Here is a 13,130-nt window from a genome sequence, read left to right on the forward strand (position 1 = left end):
GCGCAGCTCTTTGCCGATTCTTTGATCGGTCGCGGCCGTGCTTGGGTTGCCATTTACGATAATTGTCATATAACTGTCGCCGGATGCATCGCGGCTTCGCGCTGATGTGCGTATGCCGCATCAATGGTTTGGATGGGCGACATGGCGGCTGATCGGCGGGCATTCGGGGCGGAAGCGGGCTTCTTCGGGCTTGAGGCGGAGGAGCGCGGCCTTTTGGCGAGCATGGGGCGGTTGATCGACCGCAGCCTGCCTGACCTGTCCGAGCGCTTCTACGCCCACCTGTCGCGCTGGCCGGAGACCCGTAAGCTGCTGGACGCCCACGGCGACCTGCCCGGGCTGAAGCGGCAGCAGGCCGACCACTGGCGCCTGATGTTCCAGGACGCCGGTTCGCCGGCGCACGAGGCCCGCTGCCGGGCCGCCGGGGAGGCGCATCTGCGCATCGGGCTGGAGCCGTCCTGGTACATCGGCGCCTATGGCGTGGTGCTGAGCGACCTGCTGGCCCTGGTGCAGGGGGCGCTGCGCTGGTGCCCGGCCACGGCGCGGCGGGCGATGGCGGCGGTGACCCGCGCGGTGTCGTTCGACATGGACCGGACCCTGGCGGGCTACGGCCTGTCGGAGGCCGAAGCCGCCGGTGGTGCCGGGAGCGGGCGGCAGCCGGGCGATTTCGCCGCGGCTCTGATGGACCGCACCATCGACGTGGCGATCGCCATCAACGAGGCGGCGGTCGCCAACGCGCAGATGGTGGGGCAGCTGCGCGCGGTCGATCATGAATCCCAGGGCATCGCCGCGGCGACCGAGGAGACGGTGACCGGCATCCAGGAGATCTGGGCGCGCAGCCGCGACGTCGCGGCGCTGGCCGGGGAGGCACGGTCGGTGACCGCCGAGGGCGGCCACACCGTTCAGCAGGCGGTCGCCCGCATGGAACAGATCGCCACCGCGGTCGACGGGGCGGCGACGCGGGTCGGCGAATTGTCGGTCGCCTCCGAACGCATCGCGGAGATCGTCTCCACCATCGAGGCCATCGCCAAGCAGACAAATCTCCTGGCGCTGAACGCCACGATCGAGGCGGCGCGTGCCGGCGAGGCGGGCAAGGGCTTCGCCGTGGTGGCGAGCGAGGTGAAGAACCTGTCCAACCAGACTGCCCGCGCGACCGAGGACATCCGCCTGCGCATCGACGCGCTGAAGGCGGAGATGGGCGCCATCGTCGCGTCGATGGAGGGCGGCACCCGCGCCGTCGCCGCCGGCCAGCAGGCGATCCGCGAGGTCAGCGAGCGCATGGCCGACATCGGCGACCATATCGGCCGCACCGAAAATCGCATGTCCGACATCGCCAGCATCCTGACCCAGCAGTCCGCCGCCGCCAACCAGGTGGCTTCGGGAACCGCCCGCATCGCCGAAAGCAGCGCGTCCAACAGCGCCGCCATCCTGCGCAGCGTCCAGGCGACCCGCGGCGTGGAGGCCCTGCTGGGCAACCAGCTGTCCCAACTGATGGAGCAGGACATCCCCGGCAAGATCGTGAAGATCGCCAAGGTCGACCACGTCATCTGGAAGAAACGGCTGGCCGACATGCTGGTCGGGCTGGAAACCCTGCGCCCGGATGAGTTGGCAAGCCACGAGGCCTGCCGGCTCGGCAAATGGTATTACGGCCCGTCCTCGATGGCCTATCGCGCCCATTCCGCCTTCGCCCGGCTGGAAACCCCGCACCGGCTGGTCCATGACCACGGCAAGGCGGCCGCCCGCGCCTATCTCGACGGCGATATCGACCGCGCATTGGCCGAGGTGGCGGAGGTGGAGCGCGCGTCCAAGGACGTCATCCTCCTGCTCGACGCGCTCGACAAGGCCGGGCTGGAGAACGGCCCGACGCCGGTCGCCGCGTTTGGATTCTGAGCGCGGGTTCTGAGGGCGGCTTCCGACCCGCTGGTAACACTAACGATCGGGGTGGATTCTGGTGTAGGCTGGCCGACATAGGCGGGTCGTATAAAGGCGGCCCGGCCAAAATGCGCGATGGCGGGCCTTTGAGCGGAGAGGTGTGATGTCGAAGTTGACGGACGTCGTGCTTCGGATGTCGCGGAAGCTGACGGAAGACATCGCCGCCCTGGCCCGGCTGCGCGCCGCCGGAAAGCCGAAGACCTTTCCGCGCTTCCGCGAGATCCGCGCGGCCTATCTGGACATCCAGGGGCTGATCTTCTCGATCCAGGAAAGGCTGGAGGCCGCCGGGAAGGAGCTGCCGCCGAATTTCCCGCAATGGGTTCTCCGGCAGAAGCTGAGCGCCATCGCCATCTTCACCGACATCAGCCATTCCTTCGTCAGCGATCCGCCGCTGGCGCTGACCTCGTCGCTGGGCGCCTTCGACGTGCTGGTGGCGGAGCAGAAGGCCTTCAACGAAACCCTGCACACCTTCGACACCATGCTGATGGAGGCGGGCATCGACGACAAGACCGCCGACGAGCTCGATGCGACCCGCACCAAGATCGAGCAGATCCTGGGCATGATCGAAACGCTGCTGCTGACCAGCCCCAAGATCCTAGAGGAGTTCTGATGGCGGAACCGGCAGCCGATCCCGCAGCCGATCAACCTGCGGACCGCCCGCCGGCCTCCCGCCCGAAACCCTCCTTCAGTCGTTTCCCGCGCAATCTGCCATTGCCGGCCCTGATACCCGCTCTGGCTTTGATTGCCGGATGCGGCCTGTCCGTTCTTGCAATGCTCCAGTCCGATCGCCTGCTGACCCAGGAGGAGGAGCACCGCTTCGCCACGCGGGTCGAGGAGATTCACGGCCAGATGGCCGACCGGCTGCAGGTCTATCAGCAGGTCGCCCGCAGTGCCGCGTCGCTGGTGATGACCTTCCCCGACCTGCATTGGACGCAGTGGAACCGCTTCGTCGAAGCGCTGGACATGCCGCGGCGCTATCCCGGCATCATTTCCGTCGCCTATGCCCGCGCCGTGCCGGCCACCGGTTCCGGCGAGCTGGTGGCGGCGATGCGGGCGGCCGGCCTGACGAATTTCCGCATCTGGCCCGAGAGCGCGGGGGCGGAACGGGTGGTCAACATCTTCACCGCCCCGGTCGACGAGGCGAATGTACGGGCCGTCGGTTTCGACATGATGTCGGAAGCGACACGGCGCTCCACCATCGAGCGGGCGCGCGACAGCGGCGAGCCGGCCGCCACCCGCGCGATCACGCTGAAGATCGACGAGGCGGCGGGGGCGAAGCCCGCCCTCATCCTTTATCAGGCGACCTATCGCGGCGATCCGCTGCCGCCGTCTCTGGAGGCGCGGCAGGCCTCCTTCACCGGCGTGGTGGCGGTCCCGGTGCGGATCGGTTCTCTGGTGGACGGGCTGGTCGACGAGAAGCGGCCGGATATCGGCCCGGACGCCGGCCCGGACGCCGGCCCGGACACCGGCCCGGACACCGGCATCGAGATCTACGACGTGCCGCCGGCCGAGGCGGAATTCCCGCTCTACCGCAGCCGGCGCCCGCTGGAAACCACGGCCGCCATCAGCCTGACGCGGGAGTTGCCGGTGGGCGGCCGGGTCTGGACCGTCCGTTACGACAGCCTGCCCGATGGGGTGCTGACCGCCCATGAATGGGTGCCGGGGGCACTGCTGGTCGGCGGGATCGCGCTGAGCATCGCGCTGTCGCTGATCCTGCGCATGATGCTGGCGACCCATAGCCGTGCGGTCGAACTGGCGGGGAGGATGACGGCCTCGCTCCGCCTGCAGGAGGCTGAACGGCAGCAGCTGTTCACCCAGGCGCCGCTGGGGATCGCCCTGGTCGGCACGAACGGCCTCCTGACGGATTGCAACCCGGCCTTCGGCGCGGCGGCGGGACTGGCGCGGGAGGAACTGCTGGGCACCGACTTGCGGCTGCGCTTCGGCGACCAGGGGTCCGTCTTCGCGCTGGAGGCGGCGCTGCAGGGGGAAAGCGGCAGGCTGGAGTCCGACCAGCCGCTGGTGCTGGGCGGGCGGCGCAGCCATTTCAGCCTGCATTTCCAGCCCGTCATCCTGGCGGAAGAGCTGAAATTCGTCCTGGCCTTCGCCGAGGACATCGGCGAGAAGCGTCGGGCGGAGCAGCACATCCAGTATCTGGCGCATTTCGATGCGTTGACCGGCCTGCCCAACCGCATCCTGCTGTTCGACCGTATCGCCCAGGCTCTGCGCGAGGCGCGGCGCGAGGGCAGCAAGGTGGCGGTGCTGTTCATCGACCTCGACCGCTTCAAGGTGATCAACGACAGCCTGGGCCACAGCTTCGGCGACGAGGTGCTGCGGTCGGTGGCGCGGCGGCTGCGGTCGGGATTGCGCGAATCCGACACGGTCGGGCGGCTGGGCGGCGACGAGTTCCTGATCGTGCTGCGCCGCGTGATGGAGCCGGGGGATGCGGCGAGCGTGGCCGAGAAGGTGGTGGCGCATCTGGCCAGCCCCTTCACCGTCGGCGGCCAGAATTTCGTGGTGACGCCCAGCATCGGCATCAGCCTGTATCCCGACGACGCCGAAGACCCGGAAGGGCTGATCCGCTGCGCCGACATCGCCATGTACCACGCCAAGGAAAGGGGCCGGAACGGCTTCCGCTTCGTCACCAGGGAGATGGGCGCCAGATCGCGCGAGCGCATGGATCTGGAGGCCAGCCTGCGCAAAGCCATCCGCGAGGGGCAGCTGTTCCTGGTCTACCAGCCGCAGGTCGATACCCTGACCGGCCGGGTCGTCGGGTTGGAGGCGCTGATCCGCTGGCGCCACCCGGAGGAGGGGCTGATCCTGCCCGGCCGCTTTCTGCCGGTGGCGGAGGAGACCGGGCTGGTGCTGGCGATGGGCGACTGGGTGCTGTTCGAGGCCTGCGAGCAGATCCGGCGCTGGCGCTCGCGCCTGGGCCTGTCGATCCCGGTGGCGGTCAACGTCTCCGGCGCCCAGTTCCGCGACGGGCAGCTGCCGGCCAAGGTCGCCCGTGCCCTCGACGCCAACGGCCTGAGCGGGCCGGAGCTGGAGATCGAGGTGACCGAAAGCACCCTGATCGACGATGTCGAATCGGCGGCGGCGACGCTGGAGGCATTGAAGCAGCGCGGCGTTCTGATCGCGCTGGACGATTTCGGCACCGGCTATTCCAGCCTCAGCTACCTGCACCGGCTGCCGATCGACAAGCTGAAGATCGACCGTTCCTTCATCCACGATCTGTCGACCGGCGCCAGCGACGCCTCCGTCCCGCGCGCCATCGTCGGGCTGGGCCGCAGCCTGGGCCTGTCGGTGATTGCCGAGGGGGTGGAAACGCAGGAGCAGCTGCAGCTTCTGCGCGACCTGGCCTGTGAAAGCTACCAGGGCTTCCTGTTCAGCCGCCCGATCCCGGCCGAGGAGGTGGAACGGCTGCTGGGCAGGCAGGGCGCCGCCCATGCGGTGGCTGTGGAGTGACGCCGGCGACCGGATGCGCCATCGAGGCGGCTCCCCCGGCGAGACCGATGCGGCCGGAGCGGCCAGGAGCGGACACCCGTCATCCAGGGAAGTCCGCGGAAGTCGGATCGCTTTGCGTCCGGCACTGCAACAGCGTGTCGATCACGGTCGTGTCGCTGTAGGGCTTTGCGATCACCGGACGGTGGCGGTGCGACTTGGGCAGCCCATCCTCGCCATGGCCGGTGGTGAAAATGAATGGGATGCCGATTTCGGCCAGACGGTCCGCAACCGGATCGATCTTCTGGCCTCGCAGGTTGATGTCGAGCAACGCGATGTCGAAGCGGTTCGCTGCGATGATTTCCAGAGCGCTGTCGATCGAGCCGACGGGACCGAGGCAGATGGCGCCCTGGTCGCTCAGCACATCTTCCAAGCTCATCGCAATCAGAGGTTCGTCCTCGACGATCAGAATGGTCAAGTCGGTCAAGGCATCTCGAATCAAGGTTTTCTCGCCTGAGCTTCCGTGTCTATCTGGGAAATCATAAAGTAAAGATGAATAAATTATTTGAACGGTGTTGTTCCAATGTTCCGATGTTTTCTGATATTTGTCGGTTTCATCATCTCCGGGAATGAGGGGTCGCATTCTCTCGGCAGCGTCCGCATGATCTGATCACCGCGTTATGGGCCAAATGTCCACATACAGATGGAGTGCCGCCCGCGCGGCTCCTCCATGCCGGACAACATGAATACGTTCGCGGCGCGACGCTGGATCTGTCTGTCAGGCGATTGAATGAGGGGAGCGGAGAAGAGTGCGTCCGCAATGCGCTCCGGCTTCGCCCATTCCCCGATATGCGTTCAGAACGGCAAACCGTCGTCGCCGTTCATCAGCCCCAGCGTCGCCAGCGCCATAACCTGGGCCGAATGGACCATGTCCTCGATGCCGACCCATTCGTCGGGCTGGTGGGCGAGGTCGAGGATGCCGGGGCCGTAGGCGATGCAGTCCTTCAACTGGCCGACGCGGACCACATGCTTCTGGTCGTAGGTGCCGGGGGAGACGACATGCCGGGCCGGGCGGCCGAGAACGGTTTCGATGGCGGCGGCCACCGCCCGCACCACGGGGGCGTCGGCGTCGGTCATCGTCGGCAGGAAGGCCAGCACCTCGCGCAGCTCGTAATCGAAGCCGGAACGGCTGCGGCGCAGATCCTCCAGGATGGCGACGATCTCGCCGCGGACCGCCTCGGGATCCTCCTCGATCAGGTAGCGGCGGTCGATGACCATGCGGCAGCGGTCCGCCACCATCGGGCTGGGCAGGCCGTCATGGTCCTCGCGCTGGCCGCCGTGGATGGCGTTGATGTTGATGGTGGACTGGCGCGCCCCCTCCGGAACCACCGGCATGTCGGTGCGCTTGGCGGCGAGGCGGGGGATCAGTTCCGTCTCGATCCGGTGCAGAACGGCGCCCATGTGGCGCACCGCGCAGTTGCCGAGGAAAGGCATGGAGCCGTGGGCGACGCGGCCCTTGGTCTCGATCTCCGCCCACCAGACGCCGCGGTGGCCGATGCAGACGCGGTCGACGTTCAGCGGCTCCGGAATGATGACGTGGTCGACGCGGGGCCGGGAGAAATAGCCGAGCTTCGCCAGATGGCCGACACCGCCGTAACCGCCCGATTCCTCGTCCACCGTGCCGGAGATCTCCAGCGCGCCGGCGGTCAGCAGCCCTTCCTCCAGCAGCGATTCGACGGCGATGATCGAGGCGGCGATGCCGCCCTTCATGTCGCAGGCGCCGCGGCCATAGACCCGCCCGTCCCTCACCACCCCGCCGAAGGGATCGACGGTCCAGCCCTGGCCGGCCGGCACCACGTCGATATGGCCGTTGAAATGCACGCAAGGCCCCGGCCGCGGCGCTTCGATTCGGGCGACGACGTTGGTGCGCGGGTAGCGGTCGCTGTCGCCGGCCGCGCCCTCCGCCCGCACATACTCCACGGCAAAGCCGCGCGCCGCCAGCCGCCGGCCGATCAGCTCGGCGCAGTCGGTATAGACGTCGCCGGGCGGATTGACGGTCGGGATGCGGATCAGCGCCTGGGTCAGGGCGACCAGATCGTCGCGCCGTGCCTCGATCCGGCGGAACAGCTGGCTGGTTGCGGCGTCGGTGTCGGAGCGCATGGCCTCTCCCGCGGCAAGGACGCCACCAGTGTCGCCTCAAGCGGATGGTCCGTCCACCCCGCCTTTCGGAAACCATCTCTCCCGCCGCCGGTTCACCGCATTGTGCAGCGCACTTTCCCGGACCGGCCGGGGCGGCTACAGTCGCGGCGCCCCCCATCTGAGAGTTCCTGTCATGACCGTCACGCACCCCATCGGGCTGAGCGCCCCGACCCTGGCCGACCCGGTGATCGCCGAGGCCGCCGCCCGCTTCGTCGCCGCCCGCCGCAGCGCCACCGGGCTCGACGCGTTTCCCGGCCCGCTGCCGGCGGATCTCGCCACCGCCTACGCCATTCAGGCGACGGCGACCGCGGCCTGGCCCGACGAGGTCGCCGGCTGGAAGGTGGCGCGGGTGCCGCCGGCCCTGGAGGAGGCCTTGGGCGCCATGCGCTACATCGGCCCGATCTTCGCCGGCACGGTGGAGGCCGCCGATGGCGGGGCGCTGAGCTTTCCGGTGATCGCCGGCGGATTCGGCGCGGTGGAGGCGGAGTTCGCGGTGCGCATCGCCGCCGACGCCCCCGCCGACAAGCTGGACTACAGCCCGGCGGAGGCCGCTGCCTTCATCGCCGCCGTCCATGCCGCCGTCGAGGTGGCGGGCGGCCCGCTGGCCCCGGTCAACGAATTGGGGCCGACCGCCTCGACCGCCGTCTTCGGCAACAACAGCGGCCTCATCGTCGGCGAGGAGATCGCCGGCGGCATCGAAGGTGCCGATGCCCTGCGGGCCGAGGTGCTGATCGGCGGGCAGAGCGTCGGGGTCGGCAGCGCCGCCAAGCTGCCGGGCGGCATCGCGGCCGCGGTCGCGGTGGCGCTGAGAATGGCGGTCCGGCTGGGCCGGCCGCTCAAGGCGGGGCAATGGGTGTCCACCGGCGCCCTGACCGGCGTGCATTCCATCGCCATCGGCCAGCAGGCGCGGATCACCTTCACCGGCCTTGCTCCGATGAGTGGCACTGCCGTCGCGGCGGTTCCCGCCGCCTGACCATCGCGGCGGATCCTGCCGTCTGACGGTTTGGACGCTTCGCCATGAGCGTCGCGGGCCGTGCAATCCAGGGTGTGGCGGAGGGCATGGCCGTCCGCCGCCTTGGGGCGAGCCAAACGGGCGCTGGGATGTTTGAATGGCGTTCCCGCTCCCGTCGCCGGATTCAAACGCCTTGCCCCAGACCAGCGCATCCCAGGCCAGCCTGCCGTCCGACGGCGCCGCCGCGGCCTCCATCCTGCCGCCGGTCCAGTTGCTGGCCGGACTCGGGCTTGCCGTGGCGGGGGTTGTCGCCTTTTCCCTGAAGCCGGTCATCATCAAGCTGGCCTACCGCTACAATGTCGATCCGGTGACGCTGATCATGCTGCGCATGGTCTTCGCGCTGCCCTTTTTCCTCGCCATGGCCCTGTGGCCGGGCGCGGGGAAGGGGGAGCGGGCGCCGGTTTCCCCACGCGACCTCGCCCTGACCATCGTACTTGGCGTCACCGGCTATTACGCCGCCAGCGTCTGCGATTTCCTGGGGCTGCGCTATGTGTCGGCCGGGATGGGGCGGCTGCTGCTGTTCCTCTACCCGACCATCGTCGTCCTGCTGTCCGCCATGTTCCTGGGCAAGCGGATCGGCCTGCGCGAGGTGGTGGCGCTGGTCGTCTCCTATGCCGGCGTCGCGCTGGTGGTGTGGTCGGAGGTTGGGATCGGCCATCCCAACCTCATGGCCGGGGCCGGGCTGGTCTTCATGGGTGCCTTCCTTTATTCGGTCTATCTGGTGGGCAGCAGTCGGGTGGTGCAGCGTATGGGAGCCATGCGCTTCACCGCCTATGCGATGACGGCGGCCTGCCTGTGCTGCATCCTGCAATTCGTCGTGCTGCGGCCCTTGTCGGCGCTGGAACTGCCGTTGCCGGTCTATGGGCTGTCGGCGGTGATGGCGGTGGTCTGTACCGTGCTGCCGGTGCTGATGACGGCGGAGGCGCTGCGGCGGATCGGCCCCAATCTGGTGGCGCTGAGCGGCGCCCTCGGTCCGGTGGCCGCCGCCGTCTTCGGTTATCTGATGCTGGCGGAGCCGATGGGCGTGCTGCAACTGGCTGGCGCGACCCTGACGGTGGCCGGCGTCACGATCATCACCTTATGGAAGACAGGCTGATACCGGCGAACGCTTGAACCGACCCTTCAAGCGTTCGCCGGCCGCCGCGACGGCGGCGCGCCCACTGGCGCGGTAAAGCCTGCGTGGCGCTTGAATGCAATACGGCAGGTCAATTCATCGGCCTGCCGGTATGAAGCCGTTCTTTCGGGTACTGGCGGAATAACGGGCTTCCCGCCATCGTCTGCCGATCCATGGGATTGAAGCCCATGGGATTGCAATGAGGAGCCGGTGCGATGACCAACCATGCGACATCGTCGAGCGGGTACGGTGCGGGTGCGGGAGCCGCCACGGCCGGACAGGATGCGCTGCTTCTAGCGGCCCGCGTCCTGCTCGGCGCGATTTTCGTGCAGAGCGGGTTCGGCAAGCTGATGGCGCTCGGCGGCTTCATCGCCGGGCTGGAGAGCCAGGGCGTGCCGATGGCGGCGGTGATGGGCACCATCGGCGCGCTGGTCGAGGCGTTCGGCGGGCTGGCGGTGGTGCTGGGCGCCTGGACCCGGCTGGCGGCGCTGCTGGTCGCGGCCTTCACCGTCGCCGCCACCCTGATCGCCCACCGCTATTGGGACGCCGCGCCGGAGGCCATGAAGATGCAGCAGATCCAGTTCATGAAGAACGTCGCCATCATCGGCGGCCTCCTGGCGCTGGTGGCGGCGGGCGGCGGGCGCTTCAGCATCGACGGCTGGCGGTCCCGCCGCTGACCTGCGGGGTCGGCCTCAGGAATCGTAGGCCATCAGCGAGACGCTGGGCACGTCGATGCGGTCGCGGCCGTTGAGGAAGGTCAGTTCCACCAGGAAGGCGGCGGCGCGGACGTCGGCGCCGACCTGGCGCAGCAGGTTGATGGCGGCGACCATGGTGCCGCCGGTCGCCAGCAGGTCGTCCAGCACCACCACGCGCTGGCCGGGCTTCACCGCGTCCGCCTGCACCTCGATGGTGTCGGTGCCGTATTCCAGATTGTAGGAATGGGCGATCTTGTCGCCCGGCAGCTTGCCGTGCTTGCGCACCATGATGAACCCGATGCCCAGCGCCAGGGCCAGCGGGGCGGCGACCAGGAAGCCGCGCGACTCGATTCCGACCAGAAGGTCCGGCTTGTGCGGGCGCACGGCCTCGGCCAGCTCGTCGATGGCGGCCTTCCAGGCGGCGCCGTTCGCCAGCAGCGGCGAGACATCGTAGAACAGGATGCCGGGTTTCGGGAAATCCGGAATGCCGCGGATATGGTCTTTCAGGTTCATCGGAGATCGTGTCCGTAAAGGGTCTGGTGCCGGCTGACAGGCCGGGGCCGCCGCCCGGCACTTTAGCGGCTGGCTGACTGCGCGGAAAGACGCGATTGGCCGCGGCTCCCGACGGGGCCGGGGCCAGGGCCGGGCATGGCGGCCGTGTCACGCGGCCATGCCGCATGGGGTTGACCATTCCGTGGTGCTCCGCCACGTTCCACAACACCGGTCGGCCTGACGCACCGGGCGGAGTGCGGTTGCGTGCGGCGGAGCCTGTGGCTGGAATTTTGGCGAAGGACGGAGCGGCGGTCGAGACGGCCCGGATCGATGCCGGGCCGGAGAACGGCGGGTGGCGGATCGGCGCCGCCGGGCGCTGGACGCTGCCTGCGGCCGGGGCCGCGTCTGATGCGCTGGACCAAGCGCCGAAGCCGGAGCGCGGTGCCGGCGTACGGCTCGACCTGTCGCGGGTGGAGGCGCTCGACACCGTCGGCGCCTATCTGCTGAACCGGCTGGCCGACCGCCTGCAGGCGGAAGGGCATTCGGTTGAGGTGGTCGGGCTGCGGCCGGAGCATGCCGCCCTGTTCGGCGCGGTGCGCGATGCCGGCAAGGCGCCGCACCATCCGGTCGAGCGCGACCATCACCCCATCCTGGACATGGTCTTCCGCACCGGCCAGACGACGGTGAACGCCGGCAGGGAACTGCTGAACCTCATCGGCTTTCTCGGCCTCGTCACCGTCACCTTCGCCCGGCTGATCCGGCACCCGTCGCGCCTGCGCCTGACCTCCGTCCTGTTCCATATCGAGCAGACCGGCCTGAACGCCCTGCCGATCCTGGGGCTGCTGTCCTTCCTGATCGGCGTGGTTCTGGCCTTCCAGGGAGCCGACCAGTTGAAGCGCTTCGGGGCGGAGCTGTATGTGGTCAACCTGCTGGGCATCTCCGTCCTGCGCGAGATCGGCATCCTGATGACGGCGATCATCGTCGCCGGCCGTTCCGGCTCCGCCTTCACCGCGCAGATCGGCACCATGAAGGTGAACCAGGAGATCGACGCCATCGGCACCATGGGCCTCGACCCGATCGAACTGCTGGTGGTGCCGCGGGCGCTGGCCCTGATGATCTCGCTGCCGCTTCTGGCCTTCTACGCCGACGTGATGGGGCTGTTCGGCGGCGCGGTGATGGCCTATGCCACGCTGGACATCACCTTCGGGCAGTTCATCCGCCAGCTTCACAGCGCCGTCGGCATCAACACGGTGATCGCCGGGCTGATCAAGGCGCCGGTCTTCGCCCTGGTGATCGCCATGGTCGGCTGCTACGAGGGGTTGAAGGTTTCCGGCAGCGCCGAAAGCGTCGGCATCATGACCACCAAGTCGGTGGTGGAGGGCATCTTCCTGGTGATCGTCATCGATGCGGTGTTCTCCGTCGTCTTCTCCATGCTGGGGGTGTGATGGATGCCTCTCCCGTCATCCGGGTGCGGGGGCTTGTCACCCGCTTCGGTCCGCAGACCGTCCATGACGGGCTCGACCTCGACGTGGAGCGCGGGGAGGTGCTGGGCGTCGTCGGCGGCTCCGGCACCGGCAAGTCGGTGCTGCTGAAGGAGATTTTGGGCCTGATCGCGCCGTCGGACGGCCGGATCGAGCTGCTGGGCCACGACACCGCCGAACTCGACCGGGCGGAGCGCACGGCGCTGCAGGCCCGCACCGGCGTGCTGTTCCAGAACGGCGCGCTGTTCAGTTCCATGACGGTGGCGGAAAACGTGATGCTGCCGCTGAAGGAGCACACCGATCTGCCGCCGGCGCTGATCGCGGAGGTGGCGCGGGTCAAGATCGCCATGGCGGGACTGCCGCCCGATGCCGGGACCAAGCATCCGGCGCAGCTGTCCGGCGGCATGATCAAGCGCGCCGGTCTGGCCCGCGCGCTGGCGCTCGACCCCGACATCCTGTTTCTGGACGAGCCGACCGCCGGGCTCGATCCCATCGGCGCCGCCGCCTTCGACACGCTGATCCGGGGGCTGCAGCGCAGCCTGGGGCTGACCGTCTTCATGGTCACCCACGACCTCGACAGCCTGACCTCGATCTGCGACCGCATCGCCGTGCTGGTCGACAAGAAAATCCGGGTGGGGACATTGGCCCAGCATCTGGCCGATCCGCATCCCTGGATCCGCGAGTATTTCCACGGGCCGCGCGGCCGCGCGGCTCTCGACGCGAAAGAGCGCAACGCCGCTCTCCGCCACGCGAAAGGGTAGGGCCACGCC

At 68.7% G+C, this 13,130-nt stretch carries 11 protein-coding genes; 8 read left to right on the forward strand and 3 right to left on the reverse strand.

Annotation, left to right across the window (positions count from 1 at the left end; translation table 11 throughout):
* The first annotated feature begins 141 nt into the window (after positions 1-141).
* From DM194_RS25040 to DM194_RS25050, 3 genes are all read left to right on the forward strand, one after another.
* Positions 142-1,887 (forward strand): methyl-accepting chemotaxis protein, encoded by a 1,746-nt coding sequence (locus DM194_RS25040; protein ID WP_246024652.1) that lies wholly within the window; start codon positions 142-144, stop codon positions 1,885-1,887.
* A 145-nt stretch (positions 1,888-2,032) separates the two neighbouring features.
* Positions 2,033-2,539, forward strand: a complete 507-nt coding sequence (locus DM194_RS25045; RefSeq protein WP_111070374.1) for a hypothetical protein — start codon at positions 2,033-2,035, stop codon at positions 2,537-2,539.
* 161 nt (positions 2,540-2,700) lie between these two features.
* Complete coding sequence (locus DM194_RS25050; RefSeq protein WP_246024653.1) at positions 2,701-5,391, forward strand: bifunctional diguanylate cyclase/phosphodiesterase; 2,691 nt, start codon at positions 2,701-2,703, stop codon at positions 5,389-5,391.
* Between the two features lie 79 nt (positions 5,392-5,470).
* Here the strand turns inward: DM194_RS25050 and DM194_RS25055 are convergent, their stop codons facing one another.
* Positions 5,471-5,845 carry a response regulator gene (locus DM194_RS25055; RefSeq protein WP_246024654.1) on the reverse strand — a complete coding sequence of 125 codons (375 nt, stop codon included), beginning with the start codon at positions 5,843-5,845 and terminating at the stop codon, positions 5,471-5,473.
* Positions 5,846-6,222: 377 nt separating this feature from the next.
* A complete protein-coding gene (locus DM194_RS25060) occupies positions 6,223-7,527 on the reverse strand; it encodes an acetylornithine deacetylase/succinyl-diaminopimelate desuccinylase family protein (RefSeq protein ID WP_111070376.1) in 1,305 nt (434 codons plus the stop codon).
* Between the two features lie 172 nt (positions 7,528-7,699).
* Between DM194_RS25060 and DM194_RS25065 the strand changes: the two genes are divergently transcribed.
* From DM194_RS25065 to DM194_RS25075, 3 genes are all read left to right on the forward strand, one after another.
* Complete coding sequence (locus DM194_RS25065; RefSeq protein ID WP_111070377.1) at positions 7,700-8,539, forward strand: 2-keto-4-pentenoate hydratase; 840 nt, start codon at positions 7,700-7,702, stop codon at positions 8,537-8,539.
* A 172-nt stretch (positions 8,540-8,711) separates the two neighbouring features.
* Entirely contained in the window at positions 8,712-9,674 is a 963-nt protein-coding gene (locus DM194_RS25070) for a DMT family transporter (protein WP_246024657.1), read from the forward strand.
* A 233-nt stretch (positions 9,675-9,907) separates the two neighbouring features.
* On the forward strand, positions 9,908-10,369 hold the full coding sequence (locus DM194_RS25075) for a DoxX family protein (RefSeq protein ID WP_111070379.1): 462 nt from the start codon (positions 9,908-9,910) through the stop codon (positions 10,367-10,369).
* Between the two features lie 15 nt (positions 10,370-10,384).
* Here DM194_RS25075 and DM194_RS25080 read toward each other — a convergent pair whose 3' ends face one another.
* A complete protein-coding gene (locus DM194_RS25080) occupies positions 10,385-10,900 on the reverse strand; it encodes an adenine phosphoribosyltransferase (protein WP_111070380.1) in 516 nt (171 codons plus the stop codon).
* Positions 10,901-11,169: 269 nt separating this feature from the next.
* Here DM194_RS25080 and DM194_RS25085 point away from each other — a divergent pair, with 269 nt between their 5' ends.
* Positions 11,170-12,324, forward strand: a complete 1,155-nt coding sequence (locus tag DM194_RS25085) for an ABC transporter permease (RefSeq protein ID WP_246024658.1) — start codon at positions 11,170-11,172, stop codon at positions 12,322-12,324.
* Positions 12,324-13,121, forward strand: a complete 798-nt coding sequence (locus DM194_RS25090) for an ABC transporter ATP-binding protein (RefSeq protein WP_111070382.1) — start codon at positions 12,324-12,326, stop codon at positions 13,119-13,121. The genes DM194_RS25085 and DM194_RS25090 overlap by 1 nt, the downstream gene beginning before the upstream one ends.
* Positions 13,122-13,130: the final 9 nt, after the last annotated feature.

Origin of the sequence: Azospirillum ramasamyi, from assembly GCF_003233655.1 — a bacterium.
GTDB classification, from domain to species: domain Bacteria; phylum Pseudomonadota; class Alphaproteobacteria; order Azospirillales; family Azospirillaceae; genus Azospirillum; species Azospirillum ramasamyi.